General features: G+C 73.7%; 20 protein-coding genes and 1 pseudogene. 7 read left to right on the top strand and 14 right to left on the bottom strand.

Annotation, left to right across the window (positions count from 1 at the left end):
- Window positions 1-11: 11 nt before the first annotated feature.
- Entirely contained in the window at window positions 12-1,250 is a 1,239-nt protein-coding gene (locus DQE82_RS23885) for an ROK family transcriptional regulator (RefSeq protein ID WP_069089703.1), read from the bottom strand.
- Window positions 1,251-1,395: 145 nt separating this feature from the next.
- On the opposite strand from DQE82_RS23885, the gene DQE82_RS23880 reads away from it, so the two are divergent.
- Both DQE82_RS23880 and sthA read left to right on the top strand, forming a co-directional pair.
- A complete protein-coding gene (locus tag DQE82_RS23880; RefSeq protein WP_113974049.1) occupies window positions 1,396-2,766 on the top strand; it encodes a glycosyl hydrolase family 18 protein in 1,371 nt (456 codons plus the stop codon).
- 81 nt (window positions 2,767-2,847) lie between these two features.
- Window positions 2,848-4,251 (top strand): Si-specific NAD(P)(+) transhydrogenase, encoded by a 1,404-nt coding sequence (gene sthA / locus DQE82_RS23875; protein WP_043324162.1) that lies wholly within the window; start codon window positions 2,848-2,850, stop codon window positions 4,249-4,251.
- Window positions 4,252-4,360: 109 nt separating this feature from the next.
- On the opposite strand, the gene DQE82_RS23870 is transcribed toward sthA, so the two are convergent.
- The 6 genes from DQE82_RS23870 to DQE82_RS23845 are packed head-to-tail and all read right to left on the bottom strand — an operon-like array spanning window position 4,361 to window position 11,576.
- The gene (locus DQE82_RS23870; RefSeq protein WP_113974047.1) at window positions 4,361-6,148 is read right to left on the bottom strand and encodes a gamma-glutamyltransferase family protein; all 1,788 of its coding nucleotides are present in this window, start codon (window positions 6,146-6,148) and stop codon (window positions 4,361-4,363) included.
- A gap of 11 nt (window positions 6,149-6,159) precedes the next feature.
- Window positions 6,160-7,200 (bottom strand): ABC transporter ATP-binding protein, encoded by a 1,041-nt coding sequence (locus DQE82_RS23865; protein ID WP_113974045.1) that lies wholly within the window; start codon window positions 7,198-7,200, stop codon window positions 6,160-6,162.
- Window positions 7,197-8,219: an ABC transporter ATP-binding protein gene (locus DQE82_RS23860; RefSeq protein ID WP_069089707.1), complete on the bottom strand. Its 1,023-nt coding sequence runs from the start codon at window positions 8,217-8,219 to the stop codon at window positions 7,197-7,199. Before DQE82_RS23860 ends, DQE82_RS23865 begins: the two co-directional genes overlap by 4 nt.
- Complete coding sequence (locus DQE82_RS23855) at window positions 8,216-9,097, bottom strand: ABC transporter permease (RefSeq protein ID WP_043324166.1); 882 nt, start codon at window positions 9,095-9,097, stop codon at window positions 8,216-8,218. Before DQE82_RS23855 ends, DQE82_RS23860 begins: the two co-directional genes overlap by 4 nt.
- A complete protein-coding gene (locus tag DQE82_RS23850; protein ID WP_030502381.1) occupies window positions 9,094-10,038 on the bottom strand; it encodes an ABC transporter permease in 945 nt (314 codons plus the stop codon). Before DQE82_RS23850 ends, DQE82_RS23855 begins: the two co-directional genes overlap by 4 nt.
- On the bottom strand, window positions 10,038-11,576 hold the full coding sequence (locus DQE82_RS23845; RefSeq protein WP_043324168.1) for an ABC transporter substrate-binding protein: 1,539 nt from the start codon (window positions 11,574-11,576) through the stop codon (window positions 10,038-10,040). The genes DQE82_RS23850 and DQE82_RS23845 overlap by 1 nt, the downstream gene beginning before the upstream one ends.
- A 177-nt stretch (window positions 11,577-11,753) precedes the next feature.
- Here DQE82_RS23845 and DQE82_RS23840 point away from each other — a divergent pair, with 177 nt between their 5' ends.
- Window positions 11,754-13,382 carry an acyl-CoA dehydrogenase family protein gene (locus DQE82_RS23840; RefSeq protein ID WP_113974043.1) on the top strand — a complete coding sequence of 543 codons (1,629 nt, stop codon included), beginning with the start codon at window positions 11,754-11,756 and terminating at the stop codon, window positions 13,380-13,382.
- A 6-nt stretch (window positions 13,383-13,388) separates the two neighbouring features.
- Window positions 13,389-14,213 carry an MOSC domain-containing protein gene (locus DQE82_RS23835; protein ID WP_113974041.1) on the top strand — a complete coding sequence of 275 codons (825 nt, stop codon included), beginning with the start codon at window positions 13,389-13,391 and terminating at the stop codon, window positions 14,211-14,213.
- 9 nt (window positions 14,214-14,222) lie between these two features.
- Here the strand turns inward: DQE82_RS23835 and DQE82_RS23830 are convergent, their stop codons facing one another.
- Window positions 14,223-14,777: a GNAT family N-acetyltransferase gene (locus DQE82_RS23830; RefSeq protein ID WP_113974228.1), complete on the bottom strand. Its 555-nt coding sequence runs from the start codon at window positions 14,775-14,777 to the stop codon at window positions 14,223-14,225.
- A gap of 34 nt (window positions 14,778-14,811) precedes the next feature.
- Between DQE82_RS23830 and DQE82_RS23825 the strand changes: the two genes are divergently transcribed.
- Complete coding sequence (locus tag DQE82_RS23825) at window positions 14,812-16,020, top strand: MalY/PatB family protein (RefSeq protein ID WP_113974232.1); 1,209 nt, start codon at window positions 14,812-14,814, stop codon at window positions 16,018-16,020.
- A 47-nt stretch (window positions 16,021-16,067) separates the two neighbouring features.
- Here DQE82_RS23825 and DQE82_RS23820 read toward each other — a convergent pair whose 3' ends face one another.
- Entirely contained in the window at window positions 16,068-16,646 is a 579-nt protein-coding gene (locus DQE82_RS23820) for a DinB family protein (RefSeq protein ID WP_113974230.1), read from the bottom strand.
- Window positions 16,647-16,732: 86 nt separating this feature from the next.
- Between DQE82_RS23820 and DQE82_RS23815 the strand changes: the two genes are divergently transcribed.
- A complete protein-coding gene (locus DQE82_RS23815) occupies window positions 16,733-17,731 on the top strand; it encodes a YafY family protein (protein ID WP_069089710.1) in 999 nt (332 codons plus the stop codon).
- Between the two features lie 17 nt (window positions 17,732-17,748).
- Here the strand turns inward: DQE82_RS23815 and DQE82_RS23810 are convergent, their stop codons facing one another.
- The 5 genes and pseudogenes from DQE82_RS23810 to DQE82_RS23795 form a co-directional block, all read right to left on the bottom strand.
- A complete protein-coding gene (locus DQE82_RS23810) occupies window positions 17,749-18,060 on the bottom strand; it encodes an NIPSNAP family protein (protein WP_113974039.1) in 312 nt (103 codons plus the stop codon).
- A 23-nt stretch (window positions 18,061-18,083) separates the two neighbouring features.
- Window positions 18,084-18,287: pseudogene (locus DQE82_RS31195) on the bottom strand (flavin reductase family protein); the annotation flags it as partial.
- A gap of 159 nt (window positions 18,288-18,446) precedes the next feature.
- Window positions 18,447-19,667: a YeiH family protein gene (locus tag DQE82_RS23800; RefSeq protein WP_113974037.1), complete on the bottom strand. Its 1,221-nt coding sequence runs from the start codon at window positions 19,665-19,667 to the stop codon at window positions 18,447-18,449.
- Window positions 19,667-19,813 (bottom strand): hypothetical protein, encoded by a 147-nt coding sequence (locus tag DQE82_RS30885; RefSeq protein ID WP_166456277.1) that lies wholly within the window; start codon window positions 19,811-19,813, stop codon window positions 19,667-19,669. Before DQE82_RS30885 ends, DQE82_RS23800 begins: the two co-directional genes overlap by 1 nt.
- 87 nt (window positions 19,814-19,900) lie before the next feature.
- Window positions 19,901-20,692: a TetR/AcrR family transcriptional regulator gene (locus DQE82_RS23795; RefSeq protein ID WP_113974035.1), complete on the bottom strand. Its 792-nt coding sequence runs from the start codon at window positions 20,690-20,692 to the stop codon at window positions 19,901-19,903.
- 222 nt (window positions 20,693-20,914) lie between these two features.
- Here DQE82_RS23795 and helR point away from each other — a divergent pair, with 222 nt between their 5' ends.
- Window positions 20,915-23,086 (top strand): RNA polymerase recycling motor ATPase HelR, encoded by a 2,172-nt coding sequence (gene helR, locus DQE82_RS23790; protein WP_113974033.1) that lies wholly within the window; start codon window positions 20,915-20,917, stop codon window positions 23,084-23,086.
- Window positions 23,087-23,125 lie beyond the last annotated feature (39 nt).

Raw genomic sequence — 23,125 nt, 5'->3', positions numbered from 1 at the left:
GGCCGGGCCGGTCAGTGACGGCGGGCCGGCCCCCACGCCGGGGAGGGGCGGGCGGCCGGGTCGCGGGGCACGCCGCCGTCGCGCAGCAGCCGGGTCATCGGCAGGGTGGCCGCGCCCATCGCGACCGCGTCCGGTCCGAGCCGGCACAGCTCGATCGAGGTCTGCGCGTACGGCTGGCGCAGCGCGTGCCGCGCGGTGGCCGCACGGATCGCGGGCAGGTGCCGCTCGCCCAGGGCCAGCCCGGCCCAGCCGCCGAGCACCACCCGCTCCGGGTTGAACAGGTTCACCAGGTTCGCCACCCCGGCGCCCAGGTAGCCGACCGTCTCGTCGATCACCTTCGCGGCGGTGCCGCTGGTGGAGCGCAGCAGCTCACCGAAGGCGGTCTCCTCGTCCGCGCCCGGCGCCGGGCGGCCCCGGTTGGCCTGGCGGAACCGGTCCAGCACCGCCTCCGCGCCGACGTACGCCTCCAGGCAGCCGAGGTTGCCGCAGCGGCAGCGGCGGCCCCCGTACACGATGGTGGTGTGGCCCCACTCCCCGGCGCTGCTGTGCGCGCCGCGGTAGCCGACGCCGTCGGCGACCACGCTCGCGCCGACGCCGGAGCCGACCAGGGCGACCACCGCGTGCCGGACGCCGCGGCCGGCGCCGAACCACATCTCGGCCTGGCCGAGCGTCTTCGCGCCGTTGTCCACGTGCACCGGCACGTCGGCGCGCAGCATCGCGCCGAGCGGGACGCCGTCCCAGCCGAGTGTCTGGGCGTGCACCACGGCGTCGGCGGTGCGCTCGACCGTGCCGGCGACGGCGACGCCGAAGCCGAGCACCGCGGCCGGGTCGACGCCCGCCTGTTCGGTCACCGCGGCGAGGCCGTGCCGCAGGTGGGCGGCGACCCGCTCGGGGTCGGGCCCGGTCGCGGCGATCGGGTACTCGGCCTTGGCCAGCGCGGTCATGCTCAGGTCGAACAGCTCGACCTGGACGCGGGTTTCGCCGACGTCGGCGCCGACCAGGTAGCCGTAGCCGGGGGCGACGCGCAGCAGCACGCGGGGACGGCCGCCGTCGGACTCGACCGAGCCGGCCTCCTCGACCAGGCCCTCGTTGATCATCTCGCCGACCAGGTTGCTGACGCTGGCCAGGCTGAGCGCGGTGGACTGGCCCAGCTCGTGCCGGCTGAGCGGGCCGTCCAGCCAGATCCGGGTCAGCAGCACCGACCGGTTGGCCCGGCGCATGTCGCGCACCGTGGTGCGTCTGGCGTCCACGTCGCCGCCGTCCCTTCCCGGCCGCCCACGGCGACCTGCGTTCGTCTGCGTTCACGCCGTGAACCAAGCGGTGACAGCGTACTGCGCATTTACACTTAACAAAGTTAACTGATAACCTCCGGCGCATCGATGAGGAGGTATGTCAATGCGACTCGGACGCGGGATGACCGCACTGCTCGGTGGCGTCGCGCTGCTCGCCGCCACCGCCGCCCTGCCCGCCACCGCCGCCACCACGACCGGCGCCGTCGGCGCGCTCGTCGCGTGTGACGCGCCGGCCTGGGCCGAGGGCGTCACCTGGACCGCCGGCAGCCGGGCCACCTACGCCGGCCGGCTGTACCAGGCGCTCGTCACGCACACCCCGCCGGCCGGCGCGGGCTGGAACCCGGCCGCCGTACCGGCGCTCTGGACCGACCTCGGCGCCTGCACCGGCGGCACGCCGTCGCCGAGCCCCACCACCCGCCCGCCGTCGCCTTCCCCGTCCGCCTCCACCTCCCCTTCCCCGACCCGGACGCCTACCCCCACGCCCACGGTGTCGTCCAGCCCGACCACCCCGGGCGGGGACACCTGCGCGCTGCGGTCCCGGCCGACCGGCAAGGTGCTGCAGGGCTACTGGGAGAACTGGGACGGCGCCGCCAACGGCGTACACCCCGGCCTCGGCTGGATCCCGATCACCGACTCCCGGATCACCGGCCACGGCTACAACGTGGTGACCGCCGCGTTCCCGGTCATCCGCGCCGACGGCACCGTGCTCTGGGAGGACGGCATGGACGCCGGCGTCAAGGTGCCCACCCCCGCCCAGGTGTGCCAGGCCAAGGCCGCCGGACTCACCGTGCTGCTGTCCATCGGCGGCGCCACCGCCGGCATCGACCTCAGCTCCAGCGCCGTCGCCGACCGGTTCGTCGCCACCGTCGTACCGATCCTCAAGCGGCACAACTTCGACGGCATCGACATCGACATCGAGACCGGCCTCACCGGCAGCGGGAACATCAACCAGCTCTCCCCCTCGCAGGCCAACCTGATCCGGATCATCGACGGGGTGCTGGCCCAGATGCCCGCCGGGTTCGGGCTCACCATGGCGCCGGAGACCGCGTACGTCACCGGCGGCAGCGTCACCTACGGCTCGATCTGGGGCGCGTACCTGCCGGTCATCAAGAAGTACGCCGACAACGGGCGGCTCTGGTGGCTCAACATGCAGTACTACAACGGCTCGATGTACGGCTGCGCCGGTGACTCGTACCCGGCCGGCACCGTCGCCGGTTTCGTCGCGCAGACCAACTGCCTCGACGCCGGCCTGGTCATCCAGGGCACCACCATCCGCGTACCGCTGGACCGGCAGGTCCCCGGGCTGCCCGCGCAGGTCGGCGCCGGCGGCGGGTACATGAGCCCGGCGCTGGTGGCGCAGGCGTGGAACACCTACCAGGGCCGGCTGAAGGGCCTGATGACCTGGTCGGTGAACTGGGACGGGTCGAAGGGCTGGACGTTCGGCGACAACGTCCGCTCCCTGCAGGGCCGCTGACCCGGCAGGGCTCCGCGTTCCACCCCCGGCGCGGAGCCCTGCCGCTGGCGCGGGTTGCGAGACCCTGCGAGGCTGGCGCTCGTGTATGACTACGACCTGCTGGTGCTGGGCTCCGGACCGAGTGGACAGAAGGCGGCGATCGCCGCGGCCAAGCTGGGCCGCCGCGTCGCCATCGTCGATCGCCGCGACATGCTGGGCGGCGTGTGCATCAACACCGGCACCGTGCCCTCGAAGACGCTGCGCGAGGCCGTGCTCTACCTGACCGGGCTGAGCCAGCGCGACCTCTACGGCAGCAGCTACCGGGTCAAGGAGGACATCACCGTCGCGGACCTGGCCGCCCGCACCCAGCACGTGATCACCCGGCAGACCGACGTGATCCGCGACCAGCTGGCCCGCAACAAGGTCGCGCTGATCACCGGCACCGGCCGGTTCGCCGACGCCCACTCCGTCTGGGTGGACGCCGGCTCCGGTCGGGAGACCCGGATCAGCTTCGACAAGGCGGTCGTCGCCGCCGGCACCCGCCCGGCCCGACCGGACAGCGTCGACTTCGACGACCGGACCATCGTCGACTCCGACGGCGTGATCAACCTGCAGGCCGTCCCGCGCAGCATGGTCGTGGTCGGCGCCGGGGTGATCGGGATGGAGTACGCCTCGCTGTTCGCCGCGCTCGGCACCAAGGTGACGGTGGTCGAGCGCCGCCCGCGGATGCTCGACTTCTGCGACGAGGAGATCGTCGAGTCGCTGAAGTACCACCTGCGGGACCTGTCGGTGACCTTCCGCTTCGGCGAGGAGGTGGCCGCCGTCGAGAAGCACCGCACCGCAGCGCTCTGCGTCCTGCGCAGCGGCAAGAAGATCGTCGCGGACACGGTGATGTACTCGGCCGGGCGGCAGGGACAGACCGACGACCTCGCGCTGGACGCGGCCGGGCTCACCGCCGACCATCGCGGCCGGATCGCGGTCGACGCGAACTACCGCACCGCCGTCGACAACATCTACGCTGTCGGCGACGTGATCGGCTTCCCCGCGCTGGCGTCCACGTCGATGGAGCAGGGCCGGCTGGCCGCCCAGCACGCCTGCGGCGAACCGGCCCGCGGCATGTCCGACCTGCAGCCGATCGGCATCTACACCATCCCGGAGATCAGCTTCGTCGGGAAGACCGAGGAGGAGCTGACCGAGGCGTCCACTCCGTTCGAGGTGGGCATCGCCCGCTACCGGGAACTGGCCCGGGGGCAGATCGTCGGCGACTCGTACGGGATGCTGAAACTGCTCGTCTCACCGGAGGACGGGCGGCTGCTCGGGGTGCACGTGTTCGGCACCGGCGCCACCGAGATCGTCCACATCGGGCAGGCGGTGATGGGCTGCGGCGGCACCGTCGACTACCTGCTGGACGCGGTGTTCAACTACCCGACCCTCGCCGAGGCGTACAAGGTGGCCGCCCTGGACGCCGCCAACAAGATCCGCAACATAACCCGGATCAACGACTGACCCCTGCTGCCCCGCCCTCCACCCCGTTGATCTTGCACTTGCTGCCCCGCGGGTGCCCGTGATGACCGGTGCGCCGGGGCCGCAAGTGCAAGATCAGCGGGAAAGGGGGTCAGCGGCCGGTGGCGTAGCCCTGGGCGCCTCGGGGGTTCGCCGCCGCGGACAGGACTCCGGTGCGCGGGTCGCGAGTGACCGCGCACATGCGGCCCAGGCTCCACGGGTCGGACAGGCGGACGGTGTGGCCCCTCGCGCGCAGGCCGGCCAGCACCTCCGCGTCGATCCGGTCCTCCAGCACCAGCACGCCGGGCTCGACGCCGCGCGGGTAGAACGACGCCGGGAAGCTGGTGGTGTGCCACGTGGGGGCGTCGATCGCCTCCTGCAGGTCCTGCCCGCCGGCCAGGTGCCGCAGCAGGAACAGCAGCTGCCACTGGTCCTGCTGGTCGCCACCGGGCGTCCCGCAGGCCATCACCGGCTCGCCGTCGCGCAGCACGAGCGTCGGGCTGAGCGTGGTACGCGGACGCCGCCCCGGCCGCAGCGTCGAGGCGAGCCCCTCCTCCAGCCAGCACATCTGCAACCGGCTGCCCAGCGGGAAACCCAGCTCCGGAATGGTGGGTGAACTCTGCAGCCAGCCGCCGCTGGGCGTGGCGGAGATGATGTTGCCCCACCGGTCCACCACGTCGACGTGGCAGGTGTCGCCGCGGGTCACGCCGTCGGCGCGTACCGTGGGTTCGCCGGTGCTCGGGTCCTGCGGGACGGCCCGGCCGGCGGCGTGGGTGTGCAGGTGCGACGGCAGCCGGGGCGGCTCGCCTGCCGGGCTGCCGGGGCGCAGCGTCGTGTCGGCTCGGGAGCCGATCAGCGCGGCCCGCGAACGGGCGTAGCCGGCCGACAGCAGCGCGGAGCCCGGCACGTCGGTGTCGCCGTACCACGCCTCCCGGTCGGCGAACGCGAGCTTCAGCGCCTCGGCCTGCGCGTGGATGCCGTCCAAGCTGGACGGATCGTAGACCGCCGGGTCGTCGAGCGCGTCCAGGACGGCCAGGGTCTGCAGCAGCACCGGGCCCTGCCCCCAGAAGCCGGTCTTGGCGATCGTGTGCCCGCGCCAGTCCAGCGTGACCGGCGCCTCCCAGGTGGCCGAGAACCCGGCCAGGTCGTCGCCGGTGACCAGCCCGGCGTGGGCGCGCCCGCTGGAGTCGCGGAACGGCAGCCGGCTGAACGCGTCGATCGCCTCGGCGACGAAACCCTCCCGCCAGGCGCGCCGGGCCGCCTCGATCTGCGCCTCCCGGTCCGCACCGGCGGCCCGTCCGGCGTGGACGAGGCGGCGCAGCGTGTCCGCGTACGCCGGGTTGGTGATCATCTCCCCCGGCGCGGGTGGGCGGCCGTCGCGCAGCCAGAGCCGCGCGGAGGTCGGCCAGTGGTCGGTGAACAGCGACCGGACCCGCGCGACTGTCTGCCCGGCGGCGCCGACCAGCGGGTGACCGGCGGCGGCGTAGCCGATCGCCGGTTCCAGCACCTCGGCGAGCGTGCGGGTGCCGTGGTCGCGCAGCAACAGCAGCCACGCGTCGACAGCGCCGGGCACCACGGCGGCGAGCGGGCCGGCGCCGGGCACGAGGTCCAGGCCCAGCGACCGGAAGTGCGCGACGGTGGCGGCGGCCGGGGCCGGACCTTGGCCGCACAGCACCCGCGGCGCCGGGTCGGCGGCGGTGGCGAGGATCGCCGGCACCTCGCCGGCCGGGCCGTTGAGGTGCGGCTCCACGACGTGCAGCACGAACCCGGCCGCGACGGCGGCGTCGAACGCGTTGCCGCCGCGCTCCAGCACGCCCATCGCGGACTGGCTGGCCAGCCAGTGCGTGGACGAGACCATGCCGAACGTGCCGCGCAACGTCGGCCGGGTGGTGAACGTCATCGGCGGTGAGCCTACGCCGTGCCGGCGACGTCGGCGCGGTCCGTCGCGCCGCCCTCCTCCCCCGGGCTGCCGTCGCGCTCGCCGTCTAGCGGGAACAGGCACGCGGCCTCGTGGCCCGGACCCACCTCGGCCAGCGCCGGATCGGTCTCGGCGCACGCGGGGCGGGCCTGGGGGCATCGGGTACGGAAGCGGCAGCCGCTCGGCGGGTCCACCGGGCTGGGGATGTCGCCGGTGAGCACGATGCGGCGGCGCTGCCGCTCGACCCGGGGATCGGCCACCGGCACCGCCGACAGCAGCGCCGCCGTGTAGGGGTGCGCCGGGCGTCGGTAGATCCGCTCCGGTGGGCCGGTCTCCACGATGCGGCCCAGGTACATGACCGCGATCCGGTCGCTCATGTGCTCCACGGCGGCCAGGTCGTGCGCGATGAACAGGTAGGTCAGCCCGAGGTCGCGTTGCAGGCGCCGCAGCAGGTTCATGATCTGCGCCTGGACGCTCAGGTCCAGCGAGGCGATCGGCTCGTCCAGGACGATCAGATCCGGCTCGCCGGCCAGCGCCCGGGCCACGCCGACGCGCTGGCGCTGGCCGCCGGACAGCTCGTGCGGATGCCGGCCGGCCGTGTCGGCGCGCAGGCCGACCAGGTCCAGCAGTTCGGCCACCCGCTCCCGCCGGGCGGTGCGGGACGCGGCGAGCCGGTGCACGACAAGAGGTTCGGCGATGCTGTCGCCGACGGTGCGGCGCGGGTCCAGCGACGCCTGCGGGTCCTGGAACACCATCGCCACGTGGCGGCGCGTCGCGCGCAGGCGGCGCCGGGACCAGCGGGTCACGTCCGCGCCCGCCACCCGGACCCGCCCGGCGCTCGGATCGACCAGCCGCAGCAGCGCCAGCCCGGCGGTGGACTTGCCGCTGCCCGACTCGCCGACCAGCCCGAGCGTCTCGCCCCGGTGTACGGCGAGCGTGACGCCGTCCACGGCGCGGACCGTTCCGGCCGGGGTCGGGAAGTGCACGGCGAGGTCGTCCAGCTCGGCGATCACGTCGGGGGTGTCGTCGCTCATCCGGCCTCTCCACGATAGAAGGTGCGGACGGTGTGCCCGTCGCCGACCGGCGTCAGCGGTGGCAGCTCGTGCTCGCAGCGCGGGTCCGCGCGAACCGGGCAGCGCGGCCAGAACGCGCAGCCGGCCGGCAGGTCCAGCGGGCTCGGCGGCGCGCCGGGGATGGCCACCAGGTCCTCGCCGCGCCGGGACGGGTCGGGCCGGGCCGCCAGCAGCGCCCGGGTGTACGGGTGCGTGGGCGTGTCGAACACCGCGTCGACCGGACCCTGCTCGACGATGCGTCCCCCGTACATGACCGCGACGGTGTCGGCGATGCCGGCGACCACGCCCAGGTCGTGGGTGACCCAGACGACTGCGGTGCCCAGCCGCGCCTGCAGGTCGGCGACCAGCTCGATGATCTGCGCCTGGGTGGTGACGTCCAGCGCGGTGGTCGGCTCGTCGGCGATCAGCAGGTCCGGCTCGCACGCCAGCGCCATGGCGATGGCGACGCGCTGGCGCATGCCGCCGGAGAACTGGTGCGGGTACGCGTCGACGCGCCGCGCGGCCGACGGGATGCCGACCAGCTCCAGCAGCTCCACCGCCCGGTCGCGGGCGGCGCGGCGGGTCAGCCCGAGGTGCTCCTCGGCCGCCTCGGTGACCTGCCGGCCCACCGGCAGCACCGGGTTGAGCGAGGTCATCGGGTCCTGGAAGACGAACCCGACGTGCCGGCCGCGCAGCCTGCGGCGGCGGTCGTCGGGCAGCGCGGTCAGCTCGTGGTCGAGCAGCCGCACCCGGCCGGTGACCGTCGCGGCGCGCGGGGCCAGGCCGGTGGCCGCGAGCAGGGTCATGCTCTTGCCGCTGCCGGACTCGCCGACCAGCGCGAACGTCTCCCCCTGCCGTACCTGCCAGGACACGCCGGCCACGGCGCGGGCCGGGCCACGGCGGGTGCCGATCGTGACGGTGAGGTCGTCCACGGACAGCACCGTCGAGTCGGTCCTGGGGCGCTGGCGCTGGCTCGGCATGCGTTCGGTGCGCTCGCTCATGGGGTGCTCCGGCGGGCCTCGGCGAGGGTGAGCTGGCGCGGGTCGAGCACGTCCCGCAGCGCGTCGCCGACCAGGTTGAACGCCAACACGGTGAGGAAGATCGCCGCGCCCGGGAACACGCCCAGCCACCAGGCGTCGGTGACGAAGCCGCGCCCGTCGAACAGCATCCGGCCCCAGGCCGGCGCGGGCGGCTGGATACCGAGGCCGAGGAAGGACAACGCGGCCTCGGAGAGGATCGCGAACGCCAGCGACAGCGACGTCTGCACGATCAGCGGCGCGGCGATGTTCGGCAACACGTGGCGGCGCATGATGCGCAGGTCGGACGCGCCGATGGACACGGCGGCCCGGACGAACACCTGCTCGCGTACGGACAGCACGCCGGCGCGGGTGATCCGGGCGAAGATGGGCGTGTAGACCACGCCGATGGCGACCATGGCGGTGAGCAGGCCGGGGCCGAGCACCGCCACGATGGCCACCGCCAGCAGCAGCACCGGGAACGCGAACAGCACGTCCATGCAGCGCATGAGGATGCTGTCCAGCCAGCCCCGGTAGTAGCCGGCGAGCAGCCCGAGCGTCACCCCGGCGACCAGCGCGATGCCGACGCTGACCGCGCCGACCTGCAGTGACACGCGGGCGGCGACGAGCACCCGGCTGAGCACGTCGCGGCCCAGCTCGTCGGTGCCGAACGGGTGCGCGCCGCTGGGCGGGCGCAGCATCTGGTCCACGTCGACGTCGTTGACGCCGGCCGGGGCCAGCCACGGGCCGGCCACGCCCACCACGACCAGCAGGACGAGCACGATGGTGCCGCCGACGGCGAGCGGGTCGCGGCGCAGCGCGTCCAGCACACGGCGTCCGGTGCTCTCGGTCGTGGCGCTCACTTGACCGTGATCCTCGGGTCGAGGCGGGCGTAGAGGATGTCCACCAGCAGGTTGACCAGCAGGAACAGGGCGGCCACCAGCAGCACCGCGCCCTGCAGGACGGGATAGTCGCGAGCCTGCACGGCGTCGAAGGTGAGCCGGCCGATGCCCGGCCAGGCGAACAGCACCTCGATGACGATGACGCCGCCGAGCAGGCTCGCCAGTTGCACGGCGACCACAGTCACCACCGGGATCAGCGCGTTGCGCAGCACGTGCCGCACGATCACCACCCGGTTGCGCAGCCCTTTCGCCTCGGCGGTGCGCACGTAGTCGGCGGAGAGCACCTCCAGCACCGAGGAGCGGATGAACCGGGTGAGGATGGAGGCGGTGACCAGGCCGACGGTGACCGCCGGCAGCGCCACGTGGGTGGCCCACCGGCCGGGGTCCTCGGTCAGCGCCACGTAACCCGACGGTGGCAGCCAGCCGAGCACCCCGGCGAACAGCAGGATGCCCATGATGCCCATCCAGAAGTCCGGCACCGAGACGCCGAACTGGCTGAACACGCGGGCGGCGTGGTCCACGGCGGAGCCGCTGCGTACCGCCGCGACGATGCCCAGCGGGAACGCCACCAGCAGCGCGAACAGCACCGCGGTGACGGCCAGGGACAGCGTGGCGGGCAGCCGTTCCAGCACGATCTGGCTCACCGGCTGGCCGGTGCGGAAGCTGACCCCCAGGTCACCGGTGAGCGCGTGCCCGAGGTAGCTGGCGTACTGCACCGGCAGCGGCTGGTCGAGGCCGGCCCGTTCCCGCAACGCGTCATACGTCTCCTGGTCGAACCGGGTGCCGAGCGCCACCCGGACCGGGTCGCCCGGCACGAGTTGCAGCAGCAGGAACACCACAAGGGTCACGCCGATCAGCACGACCGCCGACTGGAGTGCCCGCCGCAGGACGAAGCGGGCCATCACTTGGCCAGGGCGACCGACCGGAACCGGATCGCCCGGTCGGTGCGCACCTCGTAGCCGGAGACCTTCTTCGACCAGCCCTGCACCACGTCCGGGTTGTAGAGGTAGAGGTAGCTGGCGTCGTCGACGATCTGCTTCGCCGCCTGCTCGTACGCCTGCTTGCGGGCGCCCTGGTCGGTCTGGGTGCGCGCGTCGTCCAGCAGCTTGTCCACCGCCGGGTTCTTGTACTTGTGGAAGTTGAACGTGCCGCCGCTGTGGTGCTGGGCGTAGTAGAACTCGTCCGGGTCGATGTTGCCGAGCCAGCCCAGCATGAACCCGTCGAAGTTGCCCTTGGCCTGCTCGTCGAGCCACTGGGCGAAGTCCAGCGTACGGATCTTCACGGTGATGCCGACGTCCTTGAGCTGGGCGGCGATGACCTGGGCGGCGCTGACCGTCTCCGGGTACTCGCTGGTGACCATCAGGTCCATGGTCAGGTTGCTCACGCCCGCCTGGCCGAGCATCTGCTTGGCCTTGCCCGGGTCGTGGCTGTAGGGCGCGTAGTCGTAGTAGAACGCGCTGTCCTTCGGGATGGCGGTCTGGTTGACGGTGGCCAGGCCGAACTTCGCCGCCTTGGTGATCGCCTCCCGGTCCAGGGCGTACCCGATGGCGCGCCGCACCTCGGGGTTGTCGAACGGCTTGCGGGCCTCGTTGAGCGCCACGTACCAGTAGTCGGTGGAGGCCGCCGACTTCACCACCGGGTCGTCGCCGTCCTGCAGCGACTTGACCTGCTGCGGCGGCAGGTTGTCGGTCCACTGCACCTGGCCGCTGCGCAGGTTCTGCAGCGCCACGGTGGGGTCCTTGACGAAGGTGAACGTGACGCCGTCGAGCTTCGGCTTCTCACCCCAGTAGGCGTCGTTGCGCACCAGCTTGATGCTGTCGCCGGAGGTGTAGCCGGCCACCGTGAACGGGCCGCTGCCCACCGGCGCGGTCTTCACCTTGCCGGACTCCACGTTGGACTTCTCCACGATCGCGACGCCCTTGAACCCACCGAGGTTGGCGAGCAGGTTCGGCGTGGGCGCGCTGAGCGTCACCACCACCGTCGCCGGGTCGGGCCCGGTGACCGACTTGACGGTGGCGAACTTGTACGCGTTGTTCAGCTTCTCCTTGATGATCCGCTCGAAGGAGTAGACGACGTCCTCGGAGGTCAGCGGCGACCCGTCGGAGAACTTCACGCCCTCGCGCAACGTGAACGTCCAGGTCAGCTGGTCGTCGCTGGTGGTCCACTTGGTCGCCAGCGACGGCACCATCTTCAGGTCGGCGTCCGGCTCGACGAGCGTGTCGTAGACGTTCTCCAGCACCTGGAAGCTGTAGTAGGCCGAGGTCTTGTGCGGGTCGAGCTGGTCGGGTTCGCCGCCGATCGCGGCGTTGAGGATTCCGCCTTCGCCGCCGGCGTTCCCCCCGCCGCCGACGTCGACCGCCTCGCCGCCGGTGCATCCGGACAGGACGCCGACGGTGAGGATGAGTGCGGCGCCGAACGCGCCGAGCTTGTTCCTGGACACAGGCCCCCCTTGCCACTTCCCGGACAAAAGAAAGTTTCGGCGAGTCTTGTCTCCGAGCCGGATGATGTCAAACGAATCCAGCCAAAATGACTGGTCGATCGGTGTTGCCGGTGCGGAGTGAACGGTGGTTCAATCCGGGCCCCGACCCGATCCGCCACCGCGCTGGGAGTTGCCGCCGTGACCACACACGAGGTCGTCAACCAGGTCCCCCCGATGGTCGGCCACGACACCGCCGACGACCCGGCACTGCGCGACGGCGTGACCCGGGAGGGCGCCGAATGGGCGCTGCCCGGCCTGCACGAGCTGGGCCGTCTCGCCGGTGGTGAGGAGGCGGCCGAACACGGGCGGCTCGCCAACGAGCACCCGCCGGTGCTGCGCACCCACGACCGGTACGGCAACCGGATCGACGAGGTGGAGTTCCACCCGTCCTGGCACGAGCTGATGCGTACCGCCGTCGGGCACGGCCTGCACGCCGCGCCGTGGGCCGACGACCGGCCGGGCGCGCACGTGGCCCGCGCGGCCGGCTTCTACCTGTGGCGGCCCGACGCCGGGCACGGCTGCCCCGTCTCGATGACCTACGCGGCGGTGCCCGCGCTGCGGCACAGCCCGGAGCTGGCCGACCGCTACGAGCCGCTGCTCACCACCCGCGATTACGACTTCGGGCTGCGCCCGCCGCAGACCAAGCGCGGCCTGCTCGCCGGCATGTCGATGACCGAGAAGCAGGGCGGCTCGGACGTACGCGCCAACACCACCACGGCCCGGCCCGAGCCGGACGGCAGCTACCGGCTCGTCGGGCACAAGTGGTTCACCTCCGCGCCCATGTGCGACCTGTTCCTCACGCTCGCCCAGGCGCCCGGCGGCCTCACCTGCTTCCTGGTCCCCCGCGTGCTGCCCGACGGCGCCCGCAACCCGATGCGGCTGATGCGGCTCAAGGACAAGCTCGGCAACCGCTCCAACGCCTCCGCCGAGGTCGAGTACGAGCACGCGGTGGCGTGGCGCGTCGGCGACGAGGGCCGGGGCGTGCGCACCATCATCGACATGGTCAACCTGACCCGGCTCGACTGCGTGATCGGCGCGGCGGCCGGGATGCGTCACGGCGTGACCACCGCGGTGCACCACGCCACCCACCGGCGGGCGTTCGGCAGCTACCTGGTCGACCAGCCGCTGATGCGCAACGTGCTGGCCGACCTGGCGGTGGAGTCCGAGGCCGCCACCGTGCTGATGGTCCGGCTGGCCGGCGCGACGGACCGGTCGGCGCGCGGCGACGACGGCGAGACCGCGTTCAAGCGCCTCGCCCTCGCAGTCGGCAAGTACTGGGTGTGCAAACGCTGGCCGGGGCACGCCGCCGAGGCGCTGGAGTGCCTGGGCGGCAACGGCTACGTGGAGGAGTCCGGCATGCCGCGGCTGTTCCGCGAGTCGCCGCTGAACTCGATCTGGGAGGGCTCCGGCAACGTCGCCGCGCTGGACGTGCTGCGCGCGCTCACCCGGGAACCGCAGGTCCTCGCCGCGTACGAGGCGGAGGTGGCCGCCGCGGCCGGCGCGGACGCGCGACTGGACGCCGCGGTGCGCCGGGTGCGCGACGAGCTGGCCGACCACACCGACCTGGAGCTGCGCGCCCGGCGCGTGGTGGAGCGGCTGGCGCTGGTGCTGCAGGGCGCGCTGCTGGTACGCCACGGCCACCCCGCGGTCGCCGACGCGTTCTGCGCGTCCCGGCTCGGCGGCGACCACGGCCAGGCGTACGGGACGCTACCCGGCGGACTGGACCTGTCTGCGATCATCGACCGCGCCACCCCGAAGATCGGCTGAGCGGCGATGACGCGTCTGGTCTCGGCCCACCTGTATCCGGTCAAGTCCCTCGGCGGCGTCGACGTCGACCGGGCCGTGGTCGAGCCGTGGGGGTTGCGTCACGACCGCCGCTGGGTGGTGCTGCGCCCCGACGGCGGCAAAGTGGGCTCGACCGCCCTGCCGGCGCTGCTCGGCCTGACCGCCGCGCCCGGGCCCGGGTCGCTCACGCTCACCGCCCGCGACGGGTCGTCGCTGACAGTCGCCGAGCCGGTGGACGGGCCGCTCGTCCCGACGGACGTGTCCCGGCTGGACACGGTCCGGCTCGCCGCCGACGAGGCCCACGACTGGCTCTCCGCGCGGCTGGGCCGTCCGGTGCGGCTGGCCTGGCTGGACGACCCGCGCCGCCGCCCGATGTCGGCCGAGCACGGCGGCCGGCCCGGTGACCCGCTGAACCTCTCCGACGCCGGACCGCTGCTGGTCGCCACGGCGCCGTCGCTGCGGCGGCTGCGGGACTGGATCGTCGAGGGCGCGCTGGAACGCGGCGAACCGGCCCCGGAGCCGCTGGCGATGGCCCGGTTCCGGCCCACTGTGGTGCTCGACGGGCCGTTCGAGCCGTTCGCCGAGGACGGCTGGACACGGGTGCGCATCGGCGCCGTCGACTTCCGGGTCTCCGAACGCTGCGACCGCTGTTCGGTGACGCTCATCGACCCGCAGACCCTCGCCAGCGGGAAGGAACCCATCCGCACGCTGGCCCGGCACCGGCGCCACGACGGCAAGACCTGGTTCGGCATCCGGCTGGTACCGGTGACCACCGGCGAGATCCGCGTCGGCGATCCCGTCACCGTCTCCTGATCCGGCCGCTCAGCGGCCACGCCACTCGTCGGCCAGGATCGCGTGGACGAGCTGGCCGGCCCACCCGCCCCGGAACCGGTAGCTGCGCACGTGCCGCGCCTCCCGCCGCATCCCGAGCCGGGCCATCAGGCGCGCCGACGGCTCGTTGTCCGCGTGGCAGCGGGCCACCACCCGGTGCAGCCCGAACTCGCCGAAACCCCAGTCCAGCAGCGCCCCGGCCGCCTCCGTGGCCAGCCCCCGGCCGCCGTGGTCGGGGTGGAACACGTACCCCAGCTCGGCGGTGCGGTCCGCGGCGCTGCGCCACACCAGCTCGACCGCGCCGATCATTCGCCCGTCGCGCACCACGGCGAGCGTCAGGCAGTCGCCCTCCGCGCGCAGCGCGTCCTCGCCGGCCATCGCGGTCACCGACGCCAGGGACTCCGCCCGGGTACGCGGGGCGGCGCCCGCCATCCAGCGGACCACGTCCGGGCGGCGCTGCCAGGCGTGCACGTCGTCGAGGTCGTCGAGCGTCACCGGGCGCAGCAGCAGCCGGGTCGTGCGCAGCGGGTACGCCGGGTGGGCCATCGGGCGATGGTAGGACGCGCCTAGGGTGAGCCGCATGGTCGTTTCCGCCGACGACGGCAACCCGCTCACCCAGCTCACACTCGACCAGCTCCGGGCACGCACCAGCGTGAAGTGGCGGCTGTACCCGCCCGACGTGCTGCCGCTGTGGGTCGCCGAGCAGGACGTGCCGCTGGCGCCGCCGGTGGCCGAGGCTCTGCGCCGGGCGGTCGACCTGGGCGACACCGGCTACGCGTACGGCACCGGGTACGCCGAGGCGGTCGGCGGGTTCGCCGCGCAGCGGTGGGGCTGGGCCGACTTCCCGGTCGGCCGGACCACGCTGGTGCCCGACGTCATGATGGGCACGGTCGAGGTGCTGCGCCTGGTCACCGGGCCGGGCGACGCGGTGGTGGTCACTCCCCCGGTCTACCCGCCGTTCTACGCGTTCGTCACGCACTCCGACCGGCAGGTGCTCGAGGCGCCGCTCGGCGTGGACCTGCGGCTCGACCCGGCCGCGCTGGAGGAGGCGTTCCGGCGCGCTCGTGCGATCGGCGAGCGGCCGGCGTTCCTGCTCTGCAACCCGCACAACCCGACCGGCGTGGTGCACCGGCCCGACGAGCTGGCCACCGTCGCGGAGCTGGCCGCCCGGCACGGCGTCCGGGTGGTCTCCGACGAGATCCACTCGCCGCTGGCGCTCCCCGGTGCGCGGTTCACCCCGTACCTGACGGTGCCCGGCGCCCAGAACGCGTTCGCGCTGCTGTCGGCCTCGAAGGCGTGGAACCTCGCCGGGCTCAAGGCGGCGCTCGCCGTCGCCGGGCCGGAAGCCGCCGACGACCTGGCCCGGATGCCGGAGGAGGTGAGCCACGGCCCGAGCCACTTCGGCGTGCTCGCGCACACCGCCGCGTTCCGGGCCGGCGGGCCGTGGCTGGACCGGCTGCTCGACGGCCTGGACGCGAACCGGGCACTGCTCGGGTCGCTGCTGGCCGAGCACCTGCCGGCGGTGTCGTGGCGGCCGCCGGAGGGCACGTACCTGGCCTGGCTGGACTGCCGCGCCCTCGGCGTGCCCACGGAGGCGGGCGACGGCCCGGGGGTGGCCAGCGATCTGGACGGGCCGGCGCGGATGTTCCTCGACCGGGCCCGGGTGGCGCTCAGCTCCGGGCACGTCTTCGGCGCCGGCGGCGCCGGATTCGTCCGACTCAACTTCGCCACCTCCCCCGCCGTGCTCACCGAGGCGGTGACCCGGATGGGCCGGGCGGCGACCGGCTGACGGCCGGGCCGGCACCGGCGCCCCGCGGCGCCGGCGCCCCGGCCGGCTCAGGTGGTGGTCTGCCCGTCGATGGTCTCGCGCAGGATGTCCGCGTGCCCGGCGTGCTGGGTGGTCTCGGCGATGACGTGGATCAGCACCCGCCGGATGCTGCGGACCGAGCCGGGCTCGTTCCACGGCGCGTCCGGCACCGGCCAGGTCGCCGACAGGTCCTCGACGCCGGCGACGATCTCCTCGGTACGGGCGGCGATGCGGGCGTAGCGGTCCAGGATGGCCGGCAGCGTGTCCCCGGGCAGCATCTGGAAGTCCCGCCCCCGCTCGATCGCCCACTGCGGCAGCTCGCGGGCCTGCCCGGACATGAAGTCCTCCCAGGTGACACCCTCCGGCATGGCGAAGGACATCGCCGACGGGCCCTCGACCACGAACCGCAACCACGCCTCCTCGGTGGACGCGACGTGCTTGATCAGGCCGCCCAGGCAGAGCGCGCTGACCGTCGGCTTCTGCCCGGCCTGCTCGTCGGTCAGGCCGCGCACCGTGTTGGTCAGCATGTTCCGGGCCTCGGCGAGCTCGGCCAGCAGGTCGGTCCGCTCGGCGTCGAGGGTGGTGGGGGTCGTGGTGGTGCCGGTCATCGTCATCGGTTCCTTCCGGTCCTGATCGGGTACGGGCCCACACTCGCAGGCATAGCGGTCAGGATGTGTCCTCTTCTGCGGGCAGAATGCGTGTCGTGCCGACGACTTCCGCGCGACTGCTCTCCCTGCTGTCCCTGCTTCAGGCCCGCCGGGACTGGCCGGGCGCGCTGCTCGCCGAACGGTTACGGGTCAGCGCGCGTACCGTGCGCCGCGACGTCGACCGGCTCCGCGAGCTGGGCTATCCGATCGAGAGCACCAAGGGCCCGGAGGGCGGCTACCGTCTCGGCGCCGGCTCGGCGCTGCCGCCGCTGCTCTTCGACGACGAGCAGGCGGTCGCGCTGACCGTGGCGTTGCAGACCGCCGCCACCGGCGTGACCGGCATCGAGGAGGCCGCCGCGCGGGCGCTGACCACGGTCCGGCAGGTGATGCCGCCCCGGCTGCGCCACCGGGTCGACGCGCTGCGGGTGATCGCCGTGGAACGGGCCGGCACGCCCGCCGCGGCCCGCGTGGAGCCGGGACTGCTGATGACACTCAGCGCCGCCGTGCACGCCCGGGAGGAGCTGCGCTTCGACTACGACTCGGTGTCGGCGTCCGCTCCCGACGCGCCGCCGCGCCGCGCGCAGCCCCACCACCTGGTCACCTGGGGCGGGCGCTGGTATCTCGTGGCCTGGGACCTGGACCGCGACGACTGGCGCACGTTCCGGGTCGACCGGATCAGCCCGCGTACGCCCACCGGCCCCCGGTTCACGCCCCGCGAGCTGCCCGGCGGGGACGTCGCGGCGTACATCGCCGGCCGGTTCAAGGGCGCCACCGGGCCGGGTGACTGGCCCTGCCGGGGCGAGGTGATCCTCGACCTGCCCGCCCGGACGGTCTCCGCGTGGACCCGCGACGGCATCGTCGAGGAGCTGGGGCCCGATCGCTGCCGTCTGACCCAGGGCGGCTGGTCGTGGGCCGGGCTGGCCGCCCTGCTCGGCCGCTACGACGCCGACATCGAGGTGGTCGGGCCGCCCGAGTTGCGGGAGGCGTTCGCCCGCCTGGCCCGCCGCTACGCCGCAGCAGCGGAGGGCCCGAACCCGCCTCGGTAGCCGGGCCGGCCGGGGTGTCAGTCGGTGGGCAGGAGGGGGCGCATGAACGTGCGCTCGTACCGCAGGACGCAGCCCGACTCGTCGCGGATCCGGTCGGCGGCGACGAACTCGGGGTCCACTCCGAACCGGGCACGATACTGCTCGTACGCCGCCAGGCTCTCAAAGCTGAACAGCGCCTCGGCCCGGTCGCTGGCGCCCTCGGCGGGCAGGAAGTAGCCGTGGTGCACGCCGCCGTGCCGTGCCACCAGCCGCATCCAGGTGCGGGCGAAGCGCTCGAACGCCTCGATCTGTGCGGGGTTGATCGTGTAGTGCACGACGCAGGTGATCACGCGGCCACGATAGCGACGGTCGGTCAGGCGGCGCAGCGGCGGTCGCCGGGGTCGGTCGTGTCGGCCAGGCCCGCGTACCGGCCCCGGTGGTAGAGCAGCGGCGACCCGACCTCGGCGTGCCGCAGCAGCTCCGGCTCGGCCAGCACGACGGCGTGGTCCCCGACGACGACCCGGTCCACCACCCGGCACAGCAGCCAGGCCAGTGTGTCGTCGGGGACCGGCACCCCTTCCGGGCCGGGACGCTAGCGGGTCGGCTCGGCGAACCTGTCGATCCCGCTGGCGGCGAACCTCCGGGCCACCTCGTGCCGGCCGTGCCCGAGCAGGTGCACCGCGACGTGCCGGGCCCGGGACACCACCGGCCAGCTCGACGAGCCAGGTCCAGCCGGTCAGACCGTGAAGCCGTGGAACAGCACCGAGGCCAGTCCGAGCGCGAGCACCAGGTTGAACACGGTGGCCGCGCCGAACACGGTGACCGGCCGCCAGCCGGCCTCGCGCAGCGACGACACACGGACCTCCAGGCCGATGCTGACGAAGGCCACGATGAGGAACCAGACCCGCAGGTCGGTGACGATCGCCATGGTGGCCTTGCCGTCCGCCCCGGCGACGTCGAGGTACCAGGTGGCGATCACCGAGGCGGCGACGAACCCGAGGACGAACTTCGGGAACCGACGCCACAGCTCGCCGAGCCCCGGCCGCGGGGTGTCCGGACGGCGCTCCACGCGCAGCGCGAAGTACGCGGTGAGGGCCACCGCCACCACGCCCATCAGCGCGTTCTGGGTGACCTTGACGATGCTGGCGATCTGGAGCGCGTCCTCACCGGCGAGCGCCCCCGCCGCGGTGACGGCGGCGGTGGTGTCGATGTTGCCGCCGATCCAGGCACCGGCGACCGCGTCGGAGAGGCCGAGCACGTCGGCCAGCCACGGCAGCAGGAAGATCGACGGCAACGCGAACGCGATGACCAGGCTGGCCGTGTACGCGAGCTGTTCCCGGCGTGCCCGGACCGCGCCGGCGGCGGCGATCGCGGCGCTCACCCCGCAGATCGACACGGCCGAGGCGAGCAGCGCCCGCAGTTTGTCGTCCAGGCCGAAGCGCCCGGCCAGCCACCAGGTGAACAGGAACACGCCGCTGATCAGCAGCAGCGCCTGGGCGATGGCGGGACCGGCGGCGCTCGCGATGACTGCGAGGTTGATCGAGGCGCCGAGCAGCACCAGGCCGGTCTTGATGAAGAACTCGGTCCGGAACGCGGCGGAGATCCGGTCGCGCAGGCCGGTCACGGTGACCACCAGGTTGCCGAGCAGGCCGAGCAGGATCGCATAGACCGGGTACTCGATCGCGGCGGCCACCTCCTCGACCGCGCTGCCCTCGGCCCAGACCGGCACGTTCTGTTCCAGGTAGCGGGTGAGCGCGGCCAGCCCGAGCACCACCAGCAGACCCACGGCGGTCCAGGCCCAGAACGCGCCGGAGCGCAGGTCGGCCGGGGGCGGCGCGTCCGCGGGCGTACCGTCCGGTCGGTCCACTGAGGTCGCGGCGGCTGGGGCGTCCGCGGTGGAGGCCGCGGACGGCCCGGCGGCGGTGCTGCGAACGGCGGGCTCCGGTGCGGCGGCCATCACGGCACCAGCCCGGCGGGGATGGCGCCGACCAGCACCAGGAGCAGCAGCGCGAGGCCGAGGACAGTGGCGGCCCAGTCCTCGCTGAAGGCGAGCCGGGACGTGCCTGCGGTGGGCGGTTCGGGTGGCGTGGGCGCGTTGCTCATGGAGGGCTCCTACAGGTACGCGCGGGCGAGGGAGGGCAGCCGAAGGCTCATCGACCCCACGGAGAGTTTCCTACTTAACCAGTAGGATTACAAGGTCTTCCCGCGCTCCGGCTCACCCGCGGCACGTTCGGCGACCACCACCGAGATGCCGTCGAGCACCCGCTGCAGACCGAACTCGAAGGCGTGGTCCGGCCCGTACGCCGCGCCGTGCGCCATGCCCGCGGCCGTGCCGACCCGCGCGGCGAGCGGGAAACTGCCGGCGGTCATGAACTTCTCCAGCCAGGGCCCGTGCGTCTGCCACCACTGGTCGTCGGTCATCCCGGTCTCACGTTCCAGCTCGGCCACGTCCAGCGCGGCCCGCGCCGCGCTCTTGGCGTGCCCCAGCACGAGCGTGAGCACCGCGTCCATCTCCACGTCGTCGAGCCCGATGTCCGCGACGGCGCGCAGCTCGTAGTCGTACTTCGCGAGCACGTTCGGGCCGAGCACCGGCCGGGTCGTCTCGGCGCGCAGCAGCCACGGGTGGGACCGGTAGAGCGCCAGATTGTCCCGCGCGATCCGTTCCAGCCGGCCCCGCCAGCCACCCGGCACGTCGGCCGGGCGCGGGAGGTCACCGAGAACGGCGTCCACCATGACGTCGAGCAGTTCCGCCTTTCCCGGCACGTACGTGTAGACGGACATGGTGCCCACGCCGAGCGCCTCGCTGACCCGGCGCATGGTGAGCGCGTCGATGCCCTCGGCGTCGGCGATCTCGATCGCGGCGCGCACGATCCGGTCGACGCTGAGACCGGGACCGGCGCCACGGCTGGCCGGCTCCCGGGTGCGCCACAGAAGGGCCAGGCTGCGGGCGGGATCGGCCTTGCGCCGGCGCTCCTTCGACATGGTGCCGTCATCCTACCGGCCACGCCGGTCGCGGCCCGTCGGCGGGACGCCGGGCAAAAACCACGAGAATTGTTCGGGCAAAAAGAATGGCGGGTTCTCCCGCCATTACCAACATATAGCGCACCCCCGGTCTTGCGGCAAGCCCCGGGTGGTGGCGCAGAATTGCCGGCCGTAACCCATTGCCGAGGCATTCGAAAAGCCGCGAAGAGCGGAGGCTCGGCCGTGCCCGTGATCGGAGACGAGTTGAATCTGCCTGCCACCAGCGTTTTCGATCTTCCCGAGCGTCTGTCGGCCAAGGCCGACCCGGACCTGATCGCCGCCGACGAGCGGCACTTCGCCGTCATCGCGGACAGCCTGCGCCGCTCGATCGCCGAGTTGACCGACCGGCTCGACGCGACGCGCCGGTCCGCCGGCGGCCGGGGCCGGCAGGCCGTCGACCGGGACCAGGAGGTCCGGCGGTTGAGCGCGCGCCTGCGTACGCTGCGCCGTTACGGCCTGGACCTGTGCCTGGGCCGGATGGTCGGCGCGGACGGCGCGGCCCCGGTGTACGTGGGCCGGCTCGGCCTGACCGACGGCGCGGGCGGCCGACTGCTGCTGGACTGGCGCTCCCCCGCCGCCGAGCCGTTCTTCGGCGCCACCCATGCCGACCCGATGGGCCTGGTCAGCCGACGCCGGTACCGGTGGAGCCGAGGGCGGATCACCGACTACTGGGACGAGGTGTTCACCGCCGACGCTCTGGCCGGGCACGCCGCGCTGGACGACCAGTCGGCGTTCATCGCCAGCCTGGGCGCGACCCGGTCGGCGCGGATGCGTGACGTGCTCGGCACCATCCAGGCCGACCAGGACGCGATCATCCGGGCCGGTTCCCGGGGCGCGCTGGTGGTGGACGGCGGTCCCGGCACCGGCAAGACGGTGGTGGCGCTGCACCGCACCGCGTACCTGCTGCACGCCGACCCGCGCCTCGGCGAGCGCCGGGGCGGGGTCCTCGTCGTCGGGCCGCACCAGCCGTACCTGAACTACGTCTCCGACGTGCTGCCCAGCCTGGGCGAGGAGGACGTGCAGATCTGCACCCTGGCCGACCTGGTGCCGGAGGGCGCGGCGGCGGCGCCGGAGACCGACCCGGAGGTGGCCCGGTTGAAGGCGTCGGCGGACGTCGTGCGGGCTGTCGACGCCGCGGTCCGGTTCTACGAGGAGCCGCCCGCGACCGGGATGACTGTCGGGGTCGGGGACGCCGAGCTGCGGCTGACCGCCGACGACTGGGCGACGGCGTTCGAGGCGGCCGGCCCGGGCGTCGGGCACAACGAGGCCCGCGACGACGTGTGGGAGGAACTGGTCACGATCCTGGTGGAGAAGTACCGCGGGGACGAGCCGGAGGAGGCGGTCCGCCGGGCACTGGGACGCGACCGGGAACTGGTGACCGCGTTCGGCCGGGCGTGGCCGCTGCTCGACCCGCTCGACGTGGTGGCCGACCTGTGGTCGGTGCCGGCCTACCTGCGCCGGTGCGTGCCCTGGCTGAGCGTCGAGGAGATCCGTACGCTGCGGCGGGCCGACGCCCGGGCCTGGACGGTCGCGGACCTGCCGTGGCTGGACGCGGCCCGGCGGCGGGTCGGCGACCCGGAGGCGTCGCTGCGGCGGCGCCGCGACGAGGCGGTGCTGGCCGCGCAGCGCGCGGAGATGGACACGGTGGTCGACGCGCTGATCGCGTCGCACGCCTACGACGACGGCGAGGGTCTGATGACCATGCTGTACGGCGAGGACATGCGCACCAGCCTGGTCGACTCCAGCGCGTTGAGCGTGGCCGATCCGGACCTGCTGGCCGGGCCGTTCGCGCACGTGGTGGTGGACGAGGCGCAGGAGCTGACCGACGCGCAGTGGCAGATGCTGCTGGCGCGCTGCCCGTCGCGCAGCTTCACCGTGGTCGGCGACCGGGCGCAGGCGCGGCACGGGTTCACCGAGTCGTGGCCGCAGCGGCTGGCGCGGGCCGGGTTCGACCGGGTCGAGGTGGCGACGCTGACCGTCAACTACCGCACCCCGGCGCAGGTGATGGCGGCGGCCGAGCCGGTGATCCGGGCCGTGCTCCCGGACGCCAACGTGCCCACGTCCATCCGCGACGGCGCCCCCGTGCGGTACGGCGACCGCGCCGACCTGCGCGCGGTGGTGGACGGCTGGCTCGCCGCCCATCCCGAGGGCGTCGCGTGCGTCATCGGCGATCCCGGGTTCCCGGCGACCGACCGGGTCCGGTCGCTGACGCCGGAGCTGGCGAAGGGGCTGGAGTTCGACCTGGTGGTGCTGGTCGACCCGGAGTCCTTCGGCGACGGCATCTCCGGCGCGGTGGACCGGTACGTCGCGATGACCCGGGCCACCGGCGAGCTGGTCGTGCTCACCGGGCCGTGACCCGTGCCCCGGGGGCGACGCACGCCCCCGGGGTCCGGC

The organism is Micromonospora sp. LHW51205, assembly GCF_003315815.1.
GTDB classification, from domain to species: Bacteria; Actinomycetota; Actinomycetes; order Mycobacteriales; family Micromonosporaceae; genus Micromonospora; species Micromonospora chalcea.
Note: the sequence above shows the minus strand (reverse complement) of the source record. Positions and strands in the feature narration are given on the sequence as shown.

What these genes read in the sequence shown, in the direction of transcription:
- DQE82_RS23865 (WP_113974045.1), bottom strand. Translation starts at nt 7,200, where the DNA reads ATGAGCGACGACACCCCCGACGTGATCGCCGAGCTGGACGACCTCGCC.
- DQE82_RS23880 (WP_113974049.1), top strand. Translation starts at nt 1,396, where the DNA reads ATGCGACTCGGACGCGGGATGACCGCACTGCTCGGTGGCGTCGCGCTG.
- DQE82_RS23830 (WP_113974228.1), bottom strand. Translation starts at nt 14,777, where the DNA reads ATGGCCCACCCGGCGTACCCGCTGCGCACGACCCGGCTGCTGCTGCGC.
- DQE82_RS30885 (WP_166456277.1), bottom strand. Translation starts at nt 19,813, where the DNA reads ATGAGCAACGCGCCCACGCCACCCGAACCGCCCACCGCAGGCACGTCC.
- DQE82_RS23835 (WP_113974041.1), top strand. Translation starts at nt 13,389, where the DNA reads ATGACGCGTCTGGTCTCGGCCCACCTGTATCCGGTCAAGTCCCTCGGC.
- DQE82_RS23815 (WP_069089710.1), top strand. Translation starts at nt 16,733, where the DNA reads ATGCGTGTCGTGCCGACGACTTCCGCGCGACTGCTCTCCCTGCTGTCC.
- DQE82_RS23795 (WP_113974035.1), bottom strand. Translation starts at nt 20,692, where the DNA reads ATGTCGAAGGAGCGCCGGCGCAAGGCCGATCCCGCCCGCAGCCTGGCC.
- DQE82_RS23850 (WP_030502381.1), bottom strand. Translation starts at nt 10,038, where the DNA reads ATGGCCCGCTTCGTCCTGCGGCGGGCACTCCAGTCGGCGGTCGTGCTG.
- DQE82_RS23800 (WP_113974037.1), bottom strand. Translation starts at nt 19,667, where the DNA reads ATGGCCGCCGCACCGGAGCCCGCCGTTCGCAGCACCGCCGCCGGGCCG.
- DQE82_RS23870 (WP_113974047.1), bottom strand. Translation starts at nt 6,148, where the DNA reads ATGACGTTCACCACCCGGCCGACGTTGCGCGGCACGTTCGGCATGGTC.
- DQE82_RS23860 (WP_069089707.1), bottom strand. Translation starts at nt 8,219, where the DNA reads ATGAGCGAGCGCACCGAACGCATGCCGAGCCAGCGCCAGCGCCCCAGG.
- DQE82_RS23820 (WP_113974230.1), bottom strand. Translation starts at nt 16,646, where the DNA reads ATGACCGGCACCACCACGACCCCCACCACCCTCGACGCCGAGCGGACC.
- DQE82_RS23825 (WP_113974232.1), top strand. Translation starts at nt 14,812, where the DNA reads ATGGTCGTTTCCGCCGACGACGGCAACCCGCTCACCCAGCTCACACTC.